Source organism: Conexibacter sp. CPCC 205762, assembly GCF_030646155.1.
In the GTDB taxonomy this organism is placed as follows: domain Bacteria; phylum Actinomycetota; class Thermoleophilia; order Solirubrobacterales; family Solirubrobacteraceae; genus Conexibacter.
The window spans coordinates 222,363-243,709 of sequence record NZ_JAUTDN010000004.1 but is presented as its reverse complement, the minus strand read 5'-3'; the positions used below and the strand labels follow the sequence as shown (position 1 = coordinate 243,709).

Annotated in this window: 21 protein-coding genes; 2 read left to right on the top strand and 19 right to left on the bottom strand. The window is 71.9% G+C overall.

Annotated elements, in window-relative coordinates; genetic code table 11:
• Window positions 1–3: 3 nt before the first annotated feature.
• The gene (locus Q7L73_RS06505) at window positions 4–339 is read right to left on the bottom strand and encodes a flagellar protein FlaG (RefSeq protein WP_304687204.1); all 336 of its coding nucleotides are present in this window, start codon (window positions 337–339) and stop codon (window positions 4–6) included.
• A gap of 121 nt (window positions 340–460) precedes the next feature.
• Complete coding sequence (locus Q7L73_RS06500; RefSeq protein ID WP_304687202.1) at window positions 461–2,839, bottom strand: TPR domain-containing glycosyltransferase; 2,379 nt, start codon at window positions 2,837–2,839, stop codon at window positions 461–463.
• Window positions 2,840–3,152: 313 nt separating this feature from the next.
• Here Q7L73_RS06500 and Q7L73_RS06495 point away from each other — a divergent pair, with 313 nt between their 5' ends.
• Window positions 3,153–3,965, top strand: coding sequence for a sigma-70 family RNA polymerase sigma factor (locus tag Q7L73_RS06495; protein WP_304687200.1), 813 nt, complete (start codon window positions 3,153–3,155; stop codon window positions 3,963–3,965).
• On the opposite strand, the gene Q7L73_RS06490 is transcribed toward Q7L73_RS06495, so the two are convergent.
• Window positions 3,949–4,128: a hypothetical protein gene (locus tag Q7L73_RS06490; protein WP_304687198.1), complete on the bottom strand. Its 180-nt coding sequence runs from the start codon at window positions 4,126–4,128 to the stop codon at window positions 3,949–3,951. The two genes, Q7L73_RS06495 and Q7L73_RS06490, sit on opposite strands and share 17 nt — an antisense overlap.
• Window positions 4,121–4,717, bottom strand: a complete 597-nt coding sequence (locus tag Q7L73_RS06485; protein ID WP_304687196.1) for a hypothetical protein — start codon at window positions 4,715–4,717, stop codon at window positions 4,121–4,123. Before Q7L73_RS06485 ends, Q7L73_RS06490 begins: the two co-directional genes overlap by 8 nt.
• A 99-nt stretch (window positions 4,718–4,816) precedes the next feature.
• Between Q7L73_RS06485 and Q7L73_RS06480 the strand changes: the two genes are divergently transcribed.
• Complete coding sequence (locus Q7L73_RS06480; RefSeq protein WP_304687194.1) at window positions 4,817–5,515, top strand: flagellar hook-basal body protein; 699 nt, start codon at window positions 4,817–4,819, stop codon at window positions 5,513–5,515.
• A 13-nt stretch (window positions 5,516–5,528) separates the two neighbouring features.
• Here the strand turns inward: Q7L73_RS06480 and Q7L73_RS06475 are convergent, their stop codons facing one another.
• The 15 genes from Q7L73_RS06475 to Q7L73_RS06405 form a co-directional block, all read right to left on the bottom strand.
• A complete protein-coding gene (locus Q7L73_RS06475) occupies window positions 5,529–7,043 on the bottom strand; it encodes a protein kinase (protein ID WP_304687192.1) in 1,515 nt (504 codons plus the stop codon).
• Window positions 7,044–7,113: 70 nt separating this feature from the next.
• Window positions 7,114–7,338 carry a carbon storage regulator CsrA gene (gene csrA / locus Q7L73_RS06470; RefSeq protein WP_304687190.1) on the bottom strand — a complete coding sequence of 75 codons (225 nt, stop codon included), beginning with the start codon at window positions 7,336–7,338 and terminating at the stop codon, window positions 7,114–7,116.
• A gap of 47 nt (window positions 7,339–7,385) precedes the next feature.
• Window positions 7,386–7,847, bottom strand: a complete 462-nt coding sequence (gene fliW / locus Q7L73_RS06465; protein ID WP_304687185.1) for a flagellar assembly protein FliW — start codon at window positions 7,845–7,847, stop codon at window positions 7,386–7,388.
• A gap of 20 nt (window positions 7,848–7,867) precedes the next feature.
• Window positions 7,868–8,770 carry a flagellar hook-associated protein FlgL gene (flgL, locus tag Q7L73_RS06460; protein WP_304687175.1) on the bottom strand — a complete coding sequence of 301 codons (903 nt, stop codon included), beginning with the start codon at window positions 8,768–8,770 and terminating at the stop codon, window positions 7,868–7,870.
• Window positions 8,770–10,098: a flagellar hook-associated protein FlgK gene (flgK, locus tag Q7L73_RS06455; RefSeq protein ID WP_304687170.1), complete on the bottom strand. Its 1,329-nt coding sequence runs from the start codon at window positions 10,096–10,098 to the stop codon at window positions 8,770–8,772. The genes flgL and flgK overlap by 1 nt, the downstream gene beginning before the upstream one ends.
• 12 nt (window positions 10,099–10,110) lie before the next feature.
• Window positions 10,111–10,650 carry a flagellar export chaperone FlgN gene (gene flgN / locus Q7L73_RS06450; protein WP_304687169.1) on the bottom strand — a complete coding sequence of 180 codons (540 nt, stop codon included), beginning with the start codon at window positions 10,648–10,650 and terminating at the stop codon, window positions 10,111–10,113.
• Window positions 10,647–10,952, bottom strand: a complete 306-nt coding sequence (locus tag Q7L73_RS06445; protein ID WP_304687167.1) for a hypothetical protein — start codon at window positions 10,950–10,952, stop codon at window positions 10,647–10,649. The genes flgN and Q7L73_RS06445 overlap by 4 nt, the downstream gene beginning before the upstream one ends.
• A gap of 2 nt (window positions 10,953–10,954) precedes the next feature.
• Window positions 10,955–11,692 (bottom strand): flagellar hook-basal body protein, encoded by a 738-nt coding sequence (locus tag Q7L73_RS06440; RefSeq protein ID WP_304687166.1) that lies wholly within the window; start codon window positions 11,690–11,692, stop codon window positions 10,955–10,957.
• Between the two features lie 171 nt (window positions 11,693–11,863).
• Window positions 11,864–13,852, bottom strand: a complete 1,989-nt coding sequence (gene pknB / locus Q7L73_RS06435) for a Stk1 family PASTA domain-containing Ser/Thr kinase (protein ID WP_304687164.1) — start codon at window positions 13,850–13,852, stop codon at window positions 11,864–11,866.
• Window positions 13,849–15,288: a penicillin-binding protein 2 gene (locus Q7L73_RS06430; protein ID WP_304687160.1), complete on the bottom strand. Its 1,440-nt coding sequence runs from the start codon at window positions 15,286–15,288 to the stop codon at window positions 13,849–13,851. The genes pknB and Q7L73_RS06430 overlap by 4 nt, the downstream gene beginning before the upstream one ends.
• On the bottom strand, window positions 15,285–16,592 hold the full coding sequence (locus Q7L73_RS06425; protein ID WP_304687159.1) for an FtsW/RodA/SpoVE family cell cycle protein: 1,308 nt from the start codon (window positions 16,590–16,592) through the stop codon (window positions 15,285–15,287). The genes Q7L73_RS06430 and Q7L73_RS06425 overlap by 4 nt, the downstream gene beginning before the upstream one ends.
• Window positions 16,589–17,851 carry a Stp1/IreP family PP2C-type Ser/Thr phosphatase gene (locus Q7L73_RS06420; protein WP_304687157.1) on the bottom strand — a complete coding sequence of 421 codons (1,263 nt, stop codon included), beginning with the start codon at window positions 17,849–17,851 and terminating at the stop codon, window positions 16,589–16,591. The genes Q7L73_RS06425 and Q7L73_RS06420 overlap by 4 nt, the downstream gene beginning before the upstream one ends.
• 18 nt (window positions 17,852–17,869) lie before the next feature.
• Complete coding sequence (locus tag Q7L73_RS06415) at window positions 17,870–18,373, bottom strand: FHA domain-containing protein (RefSeq protein ID WP_304687155.1); 504 nt, start codon at window positions 18,371–18,373, stop codon at window positions 17,870–17,872.
• Window positions 18,374–18,376: 3 nt separating this feature from the next.
• Window positions 18,377–19,138 carry a DUF3662 and FHA domain-containing protein gene (locus tag Q7L73_RS06410; RefSeq protein ID WP_304687154.1) on the bottom strand — a complete coding sequence of 254 codons (762 nt, stop codon included), beginning with the start codon at window positions 19,136–19,138 and terminating at the stop codon, window positions 18,377–18,379.
• Between the two features lie 27 nt (window positions 19,139–19,165).
• The gene (locus tag Q7L73_RS06405) at window positions 19,166–21,193 is read right to left on the bottom strand and encodes a serine/threonine-protein kinase (protein ID WP_304687152.1); all 2,028 of its coding nucleotides are present in this window, start codon (window positions 21,191–21,193) and stop codon (window positions 19,166–19,168) included.
• Window positions 21,194–21,347: the final 154 nt, after the last annotated feature.

The following is a 21,347-nucleotide window of genomic DNA, read 5'->3' as shown; positions in this document are numbered from 1 at the left end:
ACATCAGTCGAAAGTTCCTCCGGTAGCGACGTCGAGCAGTCTGCTCGGCGGAATCGTGCGCAACAGCTTGCCTTCGAGGTCTCGCACCTCGATCGTCATACGGCCGGTGTCGGCGTCCTGCGCGAAACGCAGCTCACGTCCGTCGGCACGAAGTCTCTGGTAGGCGCGGGAGGCCGCGTCCATCGCCGCGAGCACCTCCGGCGGCGGGCTCGCCGGGATCTCGCCGATGTGCGCCGTGTCACGCCCGCTGGGAGCCGTGCGCGATTGGCGCTGCAACGACGAAGCTTCGTCGTAGGCGCGATAGCTGCTCGGTCCGACTGGCGCGACGTCCAGGTTCATGGGCGTGTCCTCCAGGCGCCCACCCCCCGGTGGAACGCCGTCTCCTTTACGGTCAACCCCCGTGGTCGGACGCGCCGCGACGGGCTTGAGACCGCCTGGACAGGCGTACGAGCGCTGACCGCTACGCGGCCAGCGGCTCGAGCCGTGCGAGCGCACGCGCCGCATCGGCGTTCTCCGGGTCGAGCGAGCGGGCCTCGCGGGCGAAGTCGAGCGCCTCCTCGGTCATCCCCTGCGCCGCGGCGACCTGCGCCAGGCCCAGCAGCGCGGGCACGTCGGGCTCGCGCTCGCAGACGGTCAGCCACTCCTCCGCGGCGGAGGCGAGGAAGCCGCGCCGCAGGTACATGCCGGCGAGCAGCTCGCGGCGCACGCGCGGCGCGACCGGCGTCCGCTCCAGCAGCGGTGCGAGCAGGCCGAACAGCTCGACCTCCTGGACCCGCAGCAGCGCCTCGAGGATCACGTCCAGCAGCTTCACCGCGGCCGCCGGCAGCGGCGTCGCGTCGCGCTCGCCGCGGGCGGCGGCGAGCCAGGCCGAGAACAGCTCGCGGTCGCCCTCCTGCAGCTCGGCGCCGCGCGCGAGGATCGCCGCCGCGCCGTCGAGGTCGCCGCCGGCCAGCCGCGCGAACAGCTCGCTGCGGCGGGCGGTCGGCGCCAGCGGATCGGCGTCGGGGACGCCGGCGGCAGCGGTCGCCGCCGCGTCCCAGCCGCGCATCGACAGCAGCGCGTCGGCGAGCGCGATGCGGCCGCGGGCGCTGCCCGGCTGCTGCTCGACGACGCGCTCGAACTGGGCCGCCGCGGCGGAGACCTCGCCACGCTCGATCAGCGCCGTGCCGAGCATGAAGCGGATCGTCGCGGTGACCGCCTCGACGCGCTGCTCGACCTGCGCGACGACGACGTCGGCCGGCGCGCCGGTCGCCAGCAGCGCGGTCGCGTACGGCAGCACGAGGCCCTGGAAGCCGGGGAACTCGGCGAGGCCGGCGTCCAGCAGCGCGAGCGCATGCGCGCCGTCGCCGCGCTCCAGCGCGATCTCCGCCAGCGCGATCGTCGGGCGGTAGCTGCCCGCTCCGAGCGTGGCCGAGTAGCTGCTGCTGGCGTCGCCCAGCTCGAGGCAGCGCTCGTAGCGGGCGATCGCCTCCTCGACGCGACCGAGCGAGTAGAGCGCGCCGGCCTGCTCGAAGACGAGGTCGGTGAAGTCGGGGTAGCGCTCGAGCTGGCGCTCGGCGAGCGCGATCGCGTCCTGCTCGCGGCCGCAGGCGCGCAGCGTCGTGACGTGACGGCGGGCGAGCGCCGGCAGGTAGCCGCCGCTGCCGCCGTCGGGCTCGGCCGCGAGCAGCTCGGCGGACCGCTCGAACTCCGCCAGCGCGCGCTCGACGGCGCCGAGCGAGAAGTACTCGGCGCCGATGTTGAAGTGCATGAAGGCCGAGTCGTCGCCCTCGTCGCGCTGGCGCTCCAGCAGCTCCAGGTTGCGGCGCGACTTCTCCTTCGCGTCGCGCACGGCGCCGAGGTAGCCGAAGTGCTCGATCCGCACCGGCGCCGTCGCGATCCGCTCCGGCAGCTTCGCCGGCAGCTTGTCGAGGATCTGCTCGTGCAAGCGGCCGCTGTAGCGGTACTCGGGCCGCGTGCGGAACAGCCGCAGCGTCGTGTGCGTCGTCGAGCTGCCCTCGTCGAGCTCGCCGGTGTGGTTGATCTCGGAGACGTAGAAGGCCTCGCGCCAGGTCTGCCCGAGCGCCGCGCGCAGCTGCGCGACGTCGTCGGCGACGAGCACCTCGTCGGCGTCGAGCACGAGCATCCAGTCGCAGCTGGCGGCGTCGAGGCCGACGTTGCGGGCCTCGGAGAACGAGCCGGTCCAGGGGAAGCGCAGGACGCGCGCGCCGAACGACTCGGCGATCTCGACGGTGCGGTCGCTGGAGCCGGTGTCGACGAGGACGATCTCGTCGACGGCGGGCGCCGCCGCGGCGAGGCAGCGCGGCAGCATCTCCTCCTCGTCCTTGACGATCATGCAGAGCGAGAGCGTCTTGCCGGCGGCCGGATGCGCCCGCTCGGCGACGCGCAGCGCCCGCGGCGCCAGCTCGCCGAGCACGGCCGGATCGGCCTGCTGCGGCACGCGCCGGCGGCCGATCGTGGCGGCGAGCCCGTCGGCCGCGGCGGTCAGCGAGCCGTCGAGCCGCAGCGCGGCCTCGAACAGCGCCTGCGCCGCGCCGCAGCTGGACAGCAGCCGCAGCAGCGCGCCGGCCTGGCTCAGCAGCACCGGCTCGCGCGGCTCCTGCTCCAGCAGCGTCAGCAGCTCGCGCGTGGCGGCGAGCTGGAGCGGCCGCGCCTGCTCGGGCGTGTCGCGCCCGGCGGCGTCGATCGCCGCCTGCGCGAGGTCGCGGCGGGTGCGGTAGCGCTCGTGCGTGCTGAGCTCCGCGGCGGCGGAGAACAGCGCGAGGTAGCCGGCGACGTCGCCGCGCTCGATCAGGCGCTGCGCCGTCGGCACAGAACTGGTGGTGCGGCCGGTTGCCATGAGCGATCTACCTCCGGAGGGGCGCTCTCGAGTCGGACGGAACGGACGCTCATGTCATCGGCAGCGGCGCGTGCGACCTGAGCCGTCCGCCCCGTCGCCCTTGGAGAAGTCCCCGCAAACCCTGGGTTTTGGCGAGCGCACATACGCCAGCGCGTCTATCGGCAGCTAAACCCCATCACACGGATCAGTGGACGTATGTTGGACGTTTGGTACCTCAATCGGGCTATCCAGGTCGCGTTCTGGATGTCCGATACCAGCCGCGCAGCCCCCAACCGCAAAGCAGTCCCTCGAACCCCCAGGAAGGCACCGGAGCATGAAGCTCGACACGAGGCGTCACCAGCGGATCTCCGCTGAGGATGCGCTGGCGCTGTGGCGGCAGTACAAGGAGAGCGGCGATCGCGCCGTTCGCGATCGTCTGGTCCTGACGTTCGCGCCGATGGTGAAGTACATCGTCTACAAGAAGGTCCGCGAGATCCCCGCTCGCTGCGAGGTGGAGGACTTCATCTCCTGCGGCCTCGAGGCGCTGATCCACTCGATCGAGCGCTACGACCCGGAGAAGGGCGCGACGCTGGAGCAGTTCGCGTGGACCCGCATCCACGGCGCCGTGCTCGACGAGCTGCGCCGCCAGGACTGGGCGCCGCGTTCGCTGCGCCGCTGGGAGCGCGACATCAACCAGGCGCGCGAGCACTTCATCGGCGTCCACGGCCGGCGGCCCTCTCGCGAGGAACTGGCAGGCGCACTGGGCTCGACGGTCAGCGAGCTGCGCGCCCGCGAGGACGAGATCGTCGCCTCCGACGTGACCTCGCTCAACACGCTCGTGCTCAGCGACGACGAGACCGCGATCGAGCGCATAGACACGCTCGTCAGCGAGGATCGCTTCGCCGACCCCGAGCACCACACCGCCCGTGACGAGGCGAAGATGCGCTTCCGCGCCGCCTTCGAGCGGCTGCCGCGGCGCGAGCGCGAGGTCGCGGTGCTGCTGTACGTGAAGAACCTCACGCTGCGCGAGATCGGTGGAATCCTCGGTGTCTCCGAGAGCCGCGTCTGTCAGATCCACGGACAGCTGAAGCGGATGCTCAGAGAAGAGCTGTCCGCCGACTCCGTCCTCTTCAGCGAGGTCGCGTAGGCCTCGTCGCCTCGCCCCGGCTCGCCGCCTCCGCGTCGAGCCGGTCCAGCCAGTCGAGCGATTCGGCGACCGCATGCCACAGCGGTTCGGGAAGGTCGCCGAGCGCCAACTGGTCCAGCGCCTGCGAGAGCACGCGGTCGGGGGACTGGCGCTCTTCAGGCATAGACGTCGAGTGGTTGACGTCGCGGCGCGACCGCGACGTCGGCCGGGCGTCCGATCCGCGCTTCGAGCGCCGCGCGCAGCTGCTGCGAGCGCTGCGCGCCCAGCGCCACCGCCTCCGGCGCCAGCAGCACCCGCACCCGCGTCGCGGCCGCGTCCTGTGAGACGTGCAGCTCGACCTCGCCCAGCGCCGGCAGTCTCAGCCGCAGCGCGACGGCCTCCTCCTCGCCGCCGGCAGCCCCGCCGCCGCGGCCCGTGCGCCGCTCCACCAGCGCGATCGCGCGCCCGCCCGGCAGGTTCACCTCCGCCGGCGCCGGCGGCTGCAGCGTCGCGGCCGCGTGCTGCGCCTCGCGCGGCGGCGCGATCTGCATCAGCAGCCGCTCGTTGGTCGACTCTCTGACGACCAGCCGCAGCCGGTCGCCCGGTCTCACGTCCTCCGGCAGCTCGGCGGTCAGGATCGCGCCGGCGAGGTTGATGATGCCGACGTTCTGCGGCCCGCGCTCGATCACGCTCGCCATCAGCGAGCGGCCGGGGATCAGCGCCAGGTCGGGCGCGGCGGCCCGCAGCAGCATGGCGTTGACGGCGATCTGCACGCGCTCAGGGTAGCCCGCGCGGCGGCGGCGCAAGCGGCCCGTCCAGCGCCTGTCCAGCCGTGCTCAAGACCGCGGCCGAGCCGCCGATCACCCGGGTCAATGGAACGTGGTCTCTACATCGCGGCGTCCGGGATGATCGCCGAGCAGATGCGGCAGGACGCGATCGCGAACGACCTCGCGAACGCCTCGACGCCCGGCTACAAGGCCGATCGCGTCACGCAGTCGAGCTTCCCGGAGCTGCTGCTGTCGAACACGACGACCGGCCAGGTCGTCGGCCCGCTCGGGACCGGCGCCTACGCCGACTCGATGGTGACCAACCTCGCCCCGCAGGCGACGCGCGTCACCGACGAGCCGCTCGACCTCGCGATCGCGGGCGAGGGCTTCTTCGGCGTGCAGACGCCGCAGGGCGTCCGCTACACCCGCAACGGCCAGTTCGGCACCTCCCCGCAGGGCCTGCTGATCGACCAGAACGGCAACCAGGTGCTCGGCAGAGGCGGCGGACCCGTCCGCGTCGCGGCCAACGGCACCGTCGCCGCCGACGCGGTCGGCGTCTTCAGAGTCGGCGGCGCCAGAAAGGAAGGCGACAACTATTTCACCGGCGCCGCCGCCGGCCAGGCCGACGGCCAGGTGCAGGTCGGCGCGCTGGAGGGCTCGGGGATCGACCCCGCCCGCGTGATGGTCGACATGATCGCCTCCTTCCGCGCCTACGAGGCCGGCCAGAAGACGATCCAGACGATCGACGACACGCTGCGCCGCACCGCGACGCAGGTCGGCAACGCCACCGGCGGCTCGGTCTAGCGCCGCAGCCGCCTCAGCGGTAGAGCTGGATCTCGCTGATCTTGACGTTGTCGCCGCCCGGCGGCAACGCTGTGATCCACAGCAGCACGTGGCGTGCCTCCTGGCCCGCGCTGTCGAGGTCGATCGCCTGCTTGGCGCCGACTCTCGTCGCCGCCGCGACTCTTCTCCAGGCCGGGTCGTCGATCGACTCCGGCACGTCGCCGGCGGTGATGTAGACCTCGGCGGTGAAGCCGGGCGTCGGCGTCTTGACGACCATCCGCCGCAGCACCGCACCGGGCGAGACGTCGACGGTCAGGCCGACGCCGTCCTTCTGCAGGTCCCGCGCCTCGTACGTCTCGGTGCTCCAGAAGGTCGACGGGTTCTTGTCGACCGCCGCGGCCGTCTCCTCGGCGTGCTCAGTCCTGTCGCCCTCGGGGTCGTAGTCTCTGGCGCCGTCGCTCTTGAGGCTGATCTCGCGCAGCTGCTCGACCTGGCCCTCTCTGCCGACGCCGGTCGCGCGCTCGCCGCTGGTCCCGGTCCCTCTCTCGCCTCTCAGCACGACGAGCACGATCACGGCGATCGCGGCGATCACCGCGACCAGCGCCAGCAGCGCGATCCACTCCGGTCTGCGGACGCGCAGCGGAACGCGCTTGCGGGCGCGCCGCGGCAGCGTTCTGATGACGGCCGTCGCCTCGCCGGTCGCGCTGCCGGAGCGGGCCGTCTCGAGCGCGAGCACGTCCTCGAGGTCGGCGATCAGCTCCTCGTCGCTGCGGTAGCGGTCGCGCAGGTCCTTCGCCGTCGCACGATCGATCACCGCCGCCAGCGAGGCCGACGCCTCCGGCCGCAGGACGCGCACGTCGGGGATCTCCTCGCGCACGTGCTGCATCGCGACCGCGACCTGGTTCTCGCCTCTGAAGGGGACCTGGCCGGTCAGCATCTCGTACAGCACGACGCCGAGCGAGTAGAGGTCGGACTGGCCCGAGACGTCGTGGCCGAGCGCCTGCTCGGGCGAGACGTAGTCGGTCGTGCCGAGCACGCGGCCGTCCTGCGTCAGGCCGTCCTCGTCGAGCGTGCGGGCGATGCCGAAGTCGGTGACCTTGGCGCTGCCCTCCTCGTCGATCAGGACGTTCTGCGGCTTGACGTCGCGGTGGACGATGTGGCGCGCATGGGCGGCGCCGAGCGCGCGCGCGATCTCGATCGCGTAGGCGACCGCCTCGCCGACCGGCAGCTGGCCGAGGCGGCGGATCCGCTCCTTCAGCGTCTCGCCCTCGACGTACTCGAAGACGATGTAGGGGCGCCCATGGTCCTCGCCGGCGTCGATCACGCCGACGATGTGCGGGTGCGACAGCTGCGCGACGGCGCGCGCCTCGCGCCGGAAGCGCTCGAGCTGGTCGGAGTCCGACGCGATCTCGCGATTCATCAGCTTGATCGCGACCTGCCGCTCGAGCGTCTCGTCGAGCGCGCGGTAGACCGTCGACATGCCGCCGGTCCCGATCCGGGCCTCGAGTCGATAGCGGTCGTTCAGCAGCGTTCCGAGCAGCGTGCTCACTACCCCCACATTACGACGTGCGAGCGTCGAGTCCGGCCCTGGGACGGAGATTTCGTCGCGCGGGCGCGCCCTACGCTCTCTTCGCCCGTCTCGGCAGCGGCGGGAGGTCGCCGGCCGTCGCCGCCGCCTCGTTCTCCTGCTTGACCGCCGCCCAGATCTCCTCGCGGTAGATCGGGAGCGACTTCGGCGCGTCGATGCCGAGGCGGACCGTCTGGCCGCTGACCTCCATCACCGTGACGATGATGTCGTCGCCGAGGACGATCTTCTCGCCCGGCCTCCGGGTGATGATCAGCACGACGGTTCCTCCTTGGAAGCGGGTGTCCGACCCGGCTCCGAGCTGCTTCAGGCGGCGCGATCCGCGGCGTCGGCCGCCTTCTCCGCGAGCTCGCCGAACAACGGCGCGCGCAATGGTGCCTCGGCCACCTGGTTGATCACCTGGTGACCGCGGCCCTCGGAGATGACGATCGGCGCACGCAGGTTGGCCGTGAAGTCCTCGAGCTGGTCGCTTGCACGAACGGTGACATAGATGTCGGTCGCGGTGAGCTGCGGCAGGCCGAGCCGCTCCCGCTCCTCGTCGGCCATCTCGACCTCGTAGGAGCCGAAGAAGCGGCGCGGGTCGGTCACGGGAATCGCCAGCGCCGGGTCCTCGACCGAATGCAGCCAGAGGAAATCGGCGTCGGCGTCGCGCGCGACGAGCGCGAAACGACGGCTCTCGAAGCCGATCATGCCGTGCGGGAACTCGACCACGCTGGCGGGATCGATCTCGATCTGGCCGAAGCGCGTGCTCTCGATCGTGTGTGACAAGGGAGTCTTCTCCTCCGTCGCTATCGCAGGAAGTCCATCAGGGACGACTGCACCACGTTGGCGCCGGCCTTCAGCGCCATGTTGTACGCCGACTGCTGCGTCGTGTACTCGATCAGCGTCTTCACCGTATCGGCATCCTGCACCTTCGACAGCAGGTCGGTCGAGTTCTCCTCCAGCGCGGCGAGCCGGCCGTCGGCGATCGTCAGCCGGTTGGTGCGGGCGCCGACGTCGGCGCGGACGGCGTTGAGCGCGTCGAGGCTGGCGTCCAGGCGCACGATGTCGGTGCCGCGCAGTCTGTCGCCGTCGCCGCTGCGGAGGTCGTCGGATATGTCGCGCAGCGTGTCGAGCAGGCGGTTGTCGGCGGCGCCCTGGCCGTTGCCGAAGACGCCCGAGACGTCGACGTTGATGTCGAGCATCACGCCGGGCCCGATCTCGCGCTGGATCGTGTCGGCGTTGCCGGCGAAGACGTCGGAGCCGACGTCGTACGGGCGCGTCGTCGTCGCCGTGCCCGAGAAGATGTAGCGGCCGGCGTACTGGACGTTGGCCTCCTGCTTGACCGACTCGATCAGCTGGTCGATCTCGGTCGCCGCCGCCTCACGCGCGGCCGGGCCGGCGGAGTCGGTGCCGCCCTGGATCAGCAGCTCGCGGATGCGCTGGACGGCGTCGTTGATCTTGCTGAGCGCGGCGTCGCTGGCATTGAGCCAGGAGGTGCCGTCGCCGACGTTGCTCTGGTACTGCTGCAGCCCCTCGACCTCGCCGCGCAGGGCGAGCGCCTTGCTGGTGCCATAGGGGTTGTCCGACGGTCTCGTGATCTCCATGCCCGAGGACATCTTGCGCTGCAGCGCGGAGAGCGTGTTGGCGCCGTTGTTGAGATCCCGGATCGTGTGCCGGGCGGTCATCGAGGACGTGACGCGAAGGGTCATCAGAGCCCCACCTTTCCGGTCCGGTTGATCAGGGTGTCGAGCATGTCGTCGAGCGTCGTCATCGTGCGCGCCGACGCCTGGTAGCCGCGCTGGAAGCGGATCAGGTTCGTCATCTCCTCGTCGGGAGAGACGCCCTGGACGCTCTGGCGGCGATCCTCGATCGCGTCGACCAGCGCCTGCTGGACGGCCTCCGAGTTGCGGATCCCCTTGACGTCGGAGCCGACCTCGCCCACGAGCGAGCTGTAGCTTCTGTCGATGCTGCCGCCGCGCAGCTGCGCAATCGCGTTGGCGACGTCGTTTCTGCCGCTCGTGCCGTCGCTGCTGGTGACGACCGTTCTCGCCGTCACGACGACGGCGATTCTGTCGGCGGTCGTGCCGGCCGGATCGAAGAAGTTGACGCCGGTCGGGGCGGCGTGGATGCCGTTCACTCTCGTGACGAAGTCGGCCACGATCGCGTCGAGTCTCGCACGGTAGGTCAGCGCCGGGCCGGTCGGCGAGCCAAGGTCCTGCAGCGCGCCGAGCTTGCCGCCCGGGCTCGTCAGCGTCTGCGGCCAGGTGTAGCCGCCGGCGGCGGCCGGGTCGACCAGCGTGACGCCGCCGAAGTCGACTCTGAGCGCGCCGGTGCCGAGGTCTCTGACCGACACCTGCGCCAGCTCGGAGAGTCTGTCGATCAGGAAGTCGCGGCGATCCATCAGGTCGTTCGGCGACTGGCCGACGGCGACCGCGTGCGAGATCGTGTCGTTCAGCTGCGCGAGCTCTCTCGCCCACACCTCGACGTCGCCGGCCGGGCCGGTGATCGAGTTGTACTCGTCGGTCGCCTGCGTCGCGACCGTCGTCAGCTGGTCGTAGACCGTCTGGAAGGCGCTCGCGAGCGTGTTCGCCATTCTCACGACGTTCGTGCGCGCGGGGTCGGACTCGGGCGCCTGCGCGAGGTCCGACCAGGCGCTCCAGAATCTGCCGAGCAGCTGGTTGATGCCGTTGACGGAGGGCTCCGCGAAGGCCAGCTCGGCCTGCTCCAGCGACTGCGACTTGGTCGCCGCGTTGCCGAGCTGCATCGACTCCGCGCGGTACTGGATGTCGAGGAAGCTGTCGCGGATGCGGCGGATCTGCAGCACGTCGACGCCGGTGCCGAGCTGGGCGCCGTAGCCGGTCGTGCCGGAGTTGACCGGCAGCGTCAGTGCCGGCATCGCGGCCAGCACGGCCTCCTGGCGCGAGAAGCCGACCGTGTTCGCGTTGGCGAGGTTGTGACCGGTCGTGTTGAGCGCCTGCTGATGGGCGATCAGGCCTCGCAGCGACGTCTGCAGGCCCATGAAGGATGAGATCGGCATGTTCCTGGTCCGCTAGGCGTGGAGGTCGAGGGCGTGATGTCCGGGCAGCTGCGCGACCGGCATCGAGTTGACGGTGCCGCCGGGCGCGTAGCCGAGCGCGGCCATCGGCTCGACGGCGTTGAGGAGGTGGTCGAGGAAGGCCAGCTCCTGCTTCATCAGCTGCTGGTTGAGCGTGTGCTGGCGCGTCAGCTCGGTCAGCAGGCGCTGCAGCTCGGAGCTGCGCGTCTGCGCGACCTGGCCGTGGTGCGGCGCCATCAGCAGCGTCATGCGCGTGATCGTCACCTCGGACGGGTGCAGCCCGAGCGCGCGCGCGGCGCGGCTGAGCAGCCTGTTGCGCTCGTCCTCGATCCGGATGCGGCGCTGGAACTCCGCCTGGAAGGCGCTCACCTCGCGCACGACGGCGTCGATGTCGCGCGCCTCGATCGCGGCGTGCTGCGCCATCACGATCTCGAGCAGGCGGGCCGCCGAGGCGATCTGCCCGTCGAGATGGGCGATCACGTCGTTGGTCAGGAGCGGGTCGACGAGATGCGCCGGGGCGTTGAGGGCGCTCATGCCGCGGTTCCCTTCGGGCCGGTGGAGGTCGTGTCGGCCGGCGCCATCGCGTCGGTCAGCTGGCGCGCGAGGCCGAGGCCGCCGGCGCCCATGATGCCGTCGGCCATCGCCTGCGGCAGCATGTTCGCGTACGGCGAATCGCCGCCCATCGCGCTTCTGGCGGAGTCGGCGAGCGACTCGGTCAGCTGCTGGACCAGCAGCTGCTCGAAGCCCAGCGACGCCGTGTAGGCGTCTCTGCGCGTCTGCGACGACTGGCGGATGTCGGCCGGCAGCAGCGCGCTGTCGATCGGAGGAAGGCTCATGGTCAGCGCTTCACCTGGTTGGCGACTTCCATCATCTGGTCCTGCATGGCGATCGCTCTGGAGGCGAGCTGGTAGGCGCGCTGGGCGTTGATCATGTCGACCATCGCGTCGGACATGTTCACGTTGGAGCCCTCGAGGCGGCCCTGCAGCACCTGCGTGCCGTTGCCGGCGGCGGCGGCCGGGCCGCTCTCGGCGGTCACCTCGAAGCGGTTGTCGCCGAGCGGCCGCAGGCCGTCGGCCGCGGTCACGTTGACGAGCTGGATGCGGCCGACCGTCTGGCCGCCGGCACGGACGCTGCCGTCTCTGCCGATCGCGACTCTGTCGATCGGCGTGCCCTGCGGCAGCTGGATCGGCGGCTGCACGAGCGCGCCGTCGGCGCTGCAGAGGCGGCCGGTCGGGTCGACGCGGAAGCTGCCGTCGCGCGTCAGCGCGAGGTTGCCGTCGGCGGTTCTGACCTGGAAGTAGCCGGGGCCCGCGATCGCGAGGTCGAGCGGCTGGTCGGTCGTCAGCAGCGCGCCCTGCGCCTGCGAGCGGCCGACGAAGCTGGCCGCGGCGCCGGCGCCGGCGGTCACGGTCGCGCCCGCCTCACGACCCTGCGGGTTGTAGAGCAGGTCTCTGAAGCCGACCCGGACGTGCTTGTACCCGGTCGTGTTGACGTTCGCGAGGTCGTTGGAGACGCCGTCGATCCGCTGCTGCTGCGCCGCCATGCCGGCGGCCGCCGAATAGAGGCCTTCAAGCATCCTTGTCCTCGTCAGGGTCCGTTGGTCGGAAGGTGGAGCGAAGCCTCCGCAGCGTGCGGTCCAGCCTGTTGCTCCGTGTTCGACCCGGGTGATCGGCCACCCGTGCGCGGACTTGAACGACTTCTTGCGCGCCTGGACGTTCAGGCGCGGGCGCTGTCCGAGCGCCCGGCCTCAGCCCTGCCCGGCGCCGCCGGAGCTGTCGTCGGCGCCGCCGCCCTGGCCTCTGCCGAACTCGGATCTGCCGGGCTGCTCGGCGCCGGGGGTCGTCGTGGTGCCGTCGCCGCCACCGCTGTCACCGCCGCCGCCGTTGTCGGGCGGGGTCGGCTCCGTGTAGCGGCCGACGACGATCCGCACCGGTCTGCCGCTCGTCGTCTGCGTGTCGCCGCCGGGTCGCTGCGACAGCACGATCCCGTCCTGCGCCGGGTCGTCGACCGCCTGCCGCGAGACGCGCGGCTCCAGCCCTCTCGCCTCCAGCGCCGCGGTCGCGTCCTGCTCGCTGCTGCCGACGACGTTCGGGATCGTGACCGCCGGCGCTCTCGCGACGACGAGCGCGATCGTCGCGCCGGGGTCGGCCTTCGTGTTGCCGCCGGGGTCCTGCGAGATCACGGCGCCGACTCTCGCGGTCGAGGACTCCTGCTCGCTCACGGTCGTTCTGAAGCCGGCGTCGGAGAGCGTGCTCTCGGCGTCGGCCTGCGCGTAGCCGACGACGTTGGGGACCGACACCTGCGCCGGGCCGGTCGAGACGTAGAGGTTGACGCTGTTGCCGGGCGTGATGTCGTCGCCGGCGGCCGGCGAGGACTTGATCACGGTCCCGGACGGGACGCTGTCGCTCGCCTGCTCGATCGTTCTGCCGGCCTTCAGGCCGGCGTTGGCGAGCTTCAGCTTCGCCTCCTCGACGGTGCCGCCGTCGACCGCCGGCACCTCGACCGTCCCCGGCCCGCCGGAGACGCTCAGCACGACGACCGACTGCTCGTCGACTCTTCTGCGGCCGGCGGGAGTCTGGGCGACGACCTCGTTGACCGGTCTGGTCGACTTGACCGTCTCGATCCGCGATCTCAGCTGCGCCCGTTCGAGCCGGTCCTGCGCCGTCTGCAGCTGCAGCCCGACGACGCCCGGGACGGTGACCTGCTTCGTCTGCGTCAGCAGCACGATCGCGGCCGCGACGCCGCCGATCGCCAGCAGCGCCAGCACCCACCCCCACCACGGCACGCGCCGTCTGCGCTGCGGCTGCTCCTCCCAGACGGCCTCCTCGGTCGTCGGCGGGCCCTCCGCGGCGAGCACGGCGGCCGCCGGGAAGGAGGCGGTCCGCTGACCGGGGTTCTCGCGCCCGAGGATCGACTCCCTCGTCTCCTCCAGCGCGTGGATGAAGGCGTCGGCGTCCTGCGGCCGTCTGGCGGGCTCCTTCTCCAGCGCCCACAGCGTGATCGCGTCGAGCTCCGGCGGGACCGCCGGGTCGAAGGCGCTCGGCGGCGGAGCCGGCTCGGAGACGTGCTTGAGCGCGATCGTGACGGCCGACTCGGCGTCGAACGGGACGTGGCCGGTCAGCAGCTCGAACAGGATCACGCCGACCGAGTAGAGGTCGGACTGCGGCGAGACGGCCTGGCCCTGCGCCTGCTCGGGCGACAGGTACTGCGCCGTGCCCATGATCGAGCCGGTCTCGGTCATGTCGGAGGCGCCGGCGCGCGCGATCCCGAAGTCGGTGACCTTGGCGCGGTCCTCGTCGTCGACGATCACGTTGTGCGGCTTGAGGTCGCGGTGGACGATCCCGCGCCTGTGCGCGAAGCGGGCCGCCTTCAGCACCTGCACCGTCAGGTCGATCGCGCGCACCGGGTCGATCGGCGAGTCCTGCAGGATCACCTGCTTGAGCGTGCGCCCAGGCATGTACTCCATCGCGATGTAGTACGTGCCGTCCCATCTGCCGCGGTCGTAGATGCCGACGACGTTGGGGTGCTGGAGGCTGGCGGCGCTCGACGCCTCGCGGCGGAAGCGCTCGACGAACTCGGCGTCGTTGGCGAAGCGCGGGTAGAGCAGCTTCAGCGCGACCTTGCGCCCGAGCGACTGGTCCTGCGCGACGAAGACCTCCGCCATCCCGCCCGCGCCGATGCGCGAGAGCACCTTGTAGCGCTGGTCGATGATCGTGTCGGGGGCGATCTCGGTCATCTCTGCAACAGGGACGCGAGGACGTCACGGGCGATCGGCGCGGCGACGGTGCCGCCGAAGCCGCCGACGGTCCGCTCGACGGTGACCGCGATCGCGATCTGGGGGTCGCTGGCCGGCGCGAAGGCGATGAACCACGGCTGCGCGATGTCGTTGGCGACGTCGATCTCGGCCGTGCCGGTCTTGCCGGCGACGTCGATCCCCGGCAGCTGCACCTCGCTGCCCGTGCCCTCCTCGACCACGCGCCCCATCATCTGCGTCAGCTCGGACGCCGTCTGCTCGGAGATCGGCTGGCTGAACTGCTTCGGCTCGATCGTCTTGACGGTGCGGCCGTCGGGGTCGACGACCTTGTCGGTCAGGTGCGGCTCCATCAGCTTGCCGCCGTTGGCGACCGCGCCGGCGACCATCGCCATCTGGATCGGCGTCACCAGCAGTCTGTCCTGGCCGATCGCCATCCGGCCGACGTCGACCGACGGGCTCGTGACCGGCACCAGGCGCCCGTTTCTGCGCTCGCCGGACTTGATCATCTGCTCGTCCGGGTAGTCGAGCGGCGGCAGTCTGTAGAAGCCGAATCTGTCCATGTAGTCGGCCATCGTGCGCTTGCCCAGCTGCTCGCCCATCTGCGCGAAGGCGGTGTTGACCGAGTACGTCAGCGACGTCGTCAGCGACGGGTTGTCGAAGTCCTGGCCGCCGTCGTTTCTGAGCGGCACGCCCGAGACGACCCGGCCCGATCTGCCGTCGAAGGTCGAGTCCGGCGTGAACTTGCCGGAGTCCAGCGCGGCCGCCGCCGTCACGACCTTGAAGGTCGAGCCGGGCGGATAGGCGCCCTGTGTGACGCGATCCAGCAGCGGCGCGTTCGCCGCGTCCTTGTTCAGCTCGCTGAGCCCGCCCTCGCCGTTGACCATGTTCGGGTCGTAGCCGGGCGAGGAGACCATCACCTTGACCGCGCCGTCGCGCGGGTCGAAGGCGAAGACCGCGCCCTTCTGCCCGTCCAGCGCGTCGGTCGCGACCTGCTGCGCCTGCGGGTCGAGCGTCGTCACGACCGTGTTGCCGGCGCGCCGCTTGCCCTGCAGCTGGTCGAGCACCGAGTTCAGCTCGCTGGTCGTGCCCGACAGCTCGTCGTTGCGCGACCGCTCCAGCCCCGACAGCTCGCCCGTCAGCAGCTTCGCGTAGCCGACCGGATGGCCGAACAGCGAATCGGTCGGGTAGTCGCGCTCGTAGTCGCCGTTTCTCGTTCTGACGCTGCGCGCGAGCACCTCGCCGCCCTCGGTCGTGATCGCGCCGCGCTTCACTCTCAGCGCCGCGAACAGCGGCCGCTTGTCGAGCGTGTTCGCGCGCAGGTCGTCGGCCTGGAAGATCGTCCAGCGCGACGTCCACGCGACCAGCAGCGCGAACAGCACGACGATCGCGAGGAAGAGGCGGATGATCGGGACGCTCACGCCGGTCGCCGTGCCTTGTCGGAGACGAGCAGCAGCAGCGCCAGCAGGACGAAGTTGGCGAGGATCGAGGAGCCACCGTAGGAGACGAACGGCAGCGTCACGCCGGTCAGCGGGATCACGTTCGTGACGCCGCCGACGATCACGAACACCTGGAGGGCGAAGACGGCCGCGAGGCCGACCGCCAGCAGCGTCGAGAACGAGTCTCTCGCCAGCAGCGCCGTCTTGAAGCCGCGCTCGACGAACATCAGGTAGACGATCAGCAGCGCGGCGGCGCCGACGAGGCCCAGCTCGTTGACGATCAGCGCGTAGATCAGGTCGGTCTCACGCGCCGGCAGCAGCGGGAAGCCGTTGGGCGTCTCCAGCAGCGCGCCGCCGAAGCCGCGCCCGAGCAGCCCGCCGTCGGCCTGCGCGAACAGCGAGTTGGCGATCTGGTAGCCCTCGTTGCCGTAGCGGGCCGGGTTGAGCGGGTCCAGCCAGACGTCGACGCGGTCGGTCACGTGCGAGACGTGCGTGCCGAGGTACCAGGCGCCGATGCCGAACAGCAGCAGCCCGATGAAGACGAACGAGAAGCGGTTGGTGGCGACGTACAGCAGCGCCAGGAAGGCGCCGAAGAACATCAGCGACGAGCCGAGGTCGCGGATCACGATCAGCAGCAGCATCGCCATCCCCCACACCAGCAGCAGGGGCGCGAAGTGCTTCAGCGGCGGCAGCGTCACGCCCAGCACGCGGCGCGCGCCGACGACCAGCACCTGGCGCGTGTCGCGCAGGTAGCTGGCGAGGAAGATCACGATCCCGAGCTTCGCGAACTCGGTCGGCTGGAAGACCATCACGCCCGGGATGCGGATCCCCAGGTAGGCGCCGTTGACCTGCGCGCCGATCACCGGCAGGCGCGGCAGGCACAGCAGCGCGAGGCTGGCGGCCGCGATCACGTAGCGGTACTGCTCCAGCTTGCGGTAGTCGCGCAGGAAGACGATCGTCGCCGCGAACAGCAGCAGCCCGACGACGAACCACTGCGCCTGCTGCCGCGCGAGCGTGTCGTCGATGCGGTAGATCATCACCAGCCCGAAGCAGGCCAGCACGGCGACGAGCGGGAACAGGTACGGGTCGGCGTAGGGCAGCGCGATCCGCAGGAAGATGTGGGCGCCGAGACAGAGGCCGAGGAAGATCAGGCCGTACGTCAGCGACAGGTCCGACAGCTCGTTCTGCGACAGCGAGCCGCGCTCGATGAAGACGGCGGCGAAGCCCGCGGTCACGAGCAGCGACGCGGGGATCAGCCCGAGCAGCTCGCGATTGCGGGCGCTCATGGCGAGAGTCTTCCCTGCTCCAGTTGGGCGACGAGGTCGCGCGCGTCGGTGCGCGAGCGCAGCTGGTGGTCGAGCAGCTCCTTGCGCCGCGCCTCCGGGACGGCGGCGGCGGGGACGCCGGAGATCGAGTACTGCGAGTAGAGCTTGATGCCGGCCGGCAGGTCGAACGGCAGGCCCTTGTAGATCGTCACCATGCCGCGGTCGTCGGTGCCGACGAAGAAGACGGCGCGCGTCGCGAACATGCCGGCGACGCCGAGGATCACGAGCACGATCAGCGTCGAGACGGTCGCGGCGAAGATCTTCACGCGCTTGGGCAGCGGCTGGTCGGCGCGCTCGGCGGCGCGGCGGCGCGCGGCCGCGACGGCCGGCACCTCCTGCGGCACCCCGGCCGCCCCGGAGCGCGGCTTGACGACGCGCTGCTCGGCCGTCGCCGGCTCGGCTGCGGCGACCGCCGCGCGCACCTGCTCGGCGCTCCCGTCGACCTGCGTCGGCTGCTCCAGCGCCGCCGTCGCGGCGGTCGTCGGCTCGACGACGCCGCCGGTCGGCACCTCTTCGAGGCGGAAGAGGATGACGGTGATGTTGTCGCGGCCGCCGGCGGCGTTGGCGGCGTCGACCAGCTCGCGGCCGGCCGCCTCCAGCCCCTCGGCGCCTCTCAGGATCCCGGCGATCAGCTGCTCGGAGATCATCGCGGTGAGCCCGTCGCTGCACAGCAGCAGCACGTCGTCGGCCTGCGCGCGGTAGGTACGCGTGTCGACCTCGACATCGGGCTCCGGGCCGAGCGCGCGCGTGATGATCGAGCGCTGCGGGTGCTCGGCGGCCTCCTCCTCGGTCAGCTTGCCGCGCCGCACCAGCTCGTCGACGAGCGAGTGGTCGCGCGTCAGCCGCGTCAGCTCGCCCTCGCGCCAGAGGTAGGCGCGGCTGTCGCCGACGTGCGCGACCGCCAGCTCCTCGCCGTCGAGGTAGGCGGCCGTCAGCGTCGTGCCCATCCCGGCGCGCTCGCGGTCCTCGGTCGAGAGCTGGTGGATCTTCGCGTTCGCCTCCAGCACGCGCGTGACGAGCCGCTCCTCGGTCGTGCCGCCCTCAGGCAGCCCGACGGAGAAGGTGTCGGCCGCGACTCTGGAGGCGACCTCGCCGGCCTGCGCCCCGCCCATCCCGTCGGCGACGACGAACAGCGGCGCGCGCGCGAAGAAGTTGTCTTCGTTCGCCCGGCGCGCTCGGCCGGTGTCGGACTTCTCGAAATGCTCGGCTACACGAAGCATGCTGCGGATCTCTGCTCGTCAGTCTTGGAGGTAGGAGAACTCACTGTCACCGATCCGGATCCGGTCGCCGTGGTGGAGCGGCTGGATCCCGCGCAACTGTTCCTCGTTCAGGAACGTTCCGTTCGTCGAGCCGAGGTCCTCCAACACCAGCACCCCGCCCTGACGTTCGATGCGCGCGTGCTGGCTCGATGCGAACGGATCCTCGAGCCTGATCTCGACGTTGCCGCGGCCGAGGGTGGCGCCGCTGGACAGATCGTAGGCGATCCCGTCCGGATGCCCGGCCGCGTGCTCGACGACGAGCCGCGGCTCGCCCCCGCCGACGTGGTCGCCGAGCATGTCGTCGGCGGCGCTGTGCATCGCCGTCGCGTCGGCTGGCGGCGCCTCCTCGACGTACGCTGCGTCGGCGCTCGGCTGCGCCCTGCGCAGGTCCTTCAGCGCGCTGCGGACGACCCACAGCAGGAACAGGTAGAGGACGACGAGGAAGCCGAGCTTGAGAGCGACGGAGACGGGTTCGAGGTTCATCCGCTACTCCAGCTCGAACGTCAGCTCGGTCGTGCCGACCTCGATGCGGTCGCCGGCGCGCAGCAGCTGCGCCTGCTCGATCCGCGCGCCGTTGACCGTGACGCCGTTGGTCGAGCCGAGGTCGGCGATCATCCAGCCGTCGCCGCGCGGGCGCACCTCGGCGTGCTGGCGCGAGACGTTGCCGTCGGAGAGCACGACGTCGCAGTCGCGCGAGCGGCCGATCGTCGCGCCCTCGGCGCCGACGACCATCCGCTTGCCGTCGGTCACCAGCAGGGCCGTGCGCGCGCGTTCGCGGGCGCGCTCCTCCAGCGGCTCCTGCAGCCGCTCGGCCGCGCTGTAGATCATCGTGTGGCCCGACTCGCCCTGCGACGGCTCCTCGGCCGCCGGCTCCTGCGCCTGGCGCACCAGCCGCGCCTGGATGCCGAACTCGCCGAGCCGCAGGCGGTCGTCGGTGCGGAACTCGATCTGCGGGCGCGACATCAGCGCGTAGCGCTCGCGCCGCGCGTGCTCCAGCAGGTAGCCGGTGAAGTCGTCGACCAGCTGCGCCTCCATCTCACGGAAGCGCTTGCGGTCGGGCGGCGACAGGTAGACGGCGTACTCGTTCGGCACGTAGACGCGCGACACCGACAGGCTCTTGTGCTCGTCCATCTCGCGCGCGAGCTTGCGTGCGATCTCGACTGGACGGACCTCCGAGCGGAAGGCGCGGCTGAATGTGCCCTCGACGAGGGACGCGATCTTGCTTTCGAGGCTGCGAAGGACGCTCATACGGTGCGCGGATGCGCGGTTTCCATGCTACGGGACGATCGGTCCCGCAGCGGCGGGGCCGTCCGGATCGAACTGGTGCGGGCGCCCGGCACGCCGTCTCGCGCGCATCAGCGCGAGCGCCCGCGCAGCCACCGCGACCAGCACCGCCGCGGCCGCTCCGAGCGCCGCGCCGCGCGGATCGGGCGAGGGCACCTTCTGCTCGAAGGTCGCGCCGATCGCGCTCGCGCCGGCCGCCAGCAGGGCCGCCCAGACGACGCCGGCGACGAGGTCGACGGCGGCGTGGCGGCCGCGCACCAGCCACGGCAGCACCGCCGCGCCGGCCGCCCACAGCAGCGCCGTCGCGAGCATCCCCGACTGCAGCAGCGGCGCCAGCGCGTGGTCGATCGCGCCGCCGACCGAGTCGTCCCAGCGCGGCAGCGGCTGCGTTCCTCTCGCGCGGCCGTAGAAGAGCGTCGTGCGCGCGATCGGCTCGGCCAGCGCCAGCAGCCAGAAGCCGAGCGCGCCGAGCGCGGCGCGGCGCCAGACGGTGCGCGCCTGCCCGGCCAGCGCTGGATAGGCGCCGGCCAGCATCGCCGCCCCCAGCAGCGGCGCCAGGAACGGCAGCGACCAGGCGCGCCCCTTGCCGCCGAACGGCAGCAGCAGCGGGATCGCGGCGACGCCGCAGAGCGCGACCAGCGCGGTCCCGGCCTGCCCGCCCGGCCCGGCCAGCCAGCTCAGCGCCACGAGCGCGCTGACGAGCCAGCCGAGCCGCGGCAGCAGCCCGATCGCGATCGCCGCCAGCGCGCCCGCCAGCAGCGGGCCGGGACGGCCGGTGTCGCGCGCCAGCGGCACCAGCGCGAGCGCGAGCGTCACGACGAGGCCGCCGGCAAGGCCCGGCAGCACGTGCCCGGCGACGAACGGGCCCGGCCGGCGGATCGGGTCGAGGCCGGGCTCGGCGCCGAGGCCGCGCCGCCGCCAGCGGTCGGCGACGAGCGGCTGGCGCGGATCGGGCGCGGCGGCCTCCTCGTCGACGCGTGCGCCGCGGCGGTCGTGGACCGTCCACGGCCCGGCCGCGCCCAGCTCGGCGGCGACGGCGGCCAGCTCCTGCTCGCGCGAGCGCCGCCGCCAGCCCTGCCGGCCGCGCTCGGCGACCTGCGTCACCGCCGTCGCGAAGCGCTCGACCGGCGCCGCCTCGACCGTGCCGGGCTCGTCCCCCAGCTCGCCGAGCGCCTCGGTCAGCGCGCGGTGCAGGTGGGCGACGGTGCCGCGCTCCTTCGGCCGCGGCAGCAGCGCGCGATCGATCGCCTCGCACAGCTGCGGCGGCAGGTCGCGGCGCTGGCGCGCCATCGGCGGCAGCGTCGCGCCGAGCCGGCGCGCGGTCGCGACGGCCGTGCCGGCGCGGATCGGGTTGACGCCGGAGAAGGCCTCGTAGAGCACGAGCGCGGCGGCGTAGAGGTCGGCCGGCGCGCCGGCCTCTCTCCCCTCCGCCTGCTCGGGCGCCATGTAGGCGAGCGTGCCGACGACGTCGCCGGTGCGCGTGAGCGTCTCCGCGCCGGCTCCCTCGACGATCCGCGCGACGCCGAAGTCGGTCAGCTTCGCGACCGGGCCGCCTTGGTGCGGGACCTCGGGCACGAGCACGTTCGACGGCTTCACGTCGCGGTGGACGACACCCTGCGCGTGTGCGTGCGCGAGCCCCTGGCAGAGCGCGATCCCGATCTCGGCGACGTCGCGGTCCGACAGCTCGCCGGCCCGCAGCAGCTGCGCCAGCGTCCCGCCGCGCACCAGCTCGGTCACGAGGTAGGTCGTGCCGTCCTCTGTCCCGGCCTCGTAGAGCGTCACGATCGCCGGGTGCGACAGGCGCGCGGCCGCGCGCGCCTCCTGCTCGGCGCGGCCGGAGGCGTGGTCGAGCGGGATCGCCTTGACCGCGACCTCGCGCGCCAGCCGCTCGTCGCGCGCCAGCCAGACGACGCCGAAGGCGCCGCTGCCGAGCTGTCGCAGCAGCCGGTAGCGCTCCAGCACGAGCTGTTCGGCGCCGGATCCCGGCAACCGCGAGGTCGCTGCGTCGGTGCCGCTCACGTCCCGGTCTTCCACGTTTTGCAGGCACTCCCTTTCGCATGTCGAACCCACACGCGGGGCACGACTCCCCGAAGTCCGGCCGCTGTGCCGGTAATACTGATCGTTCCGGGTTTGTTAAGGAGCATGATTTTTGTCGTTCTTCGACGAGGCTGAC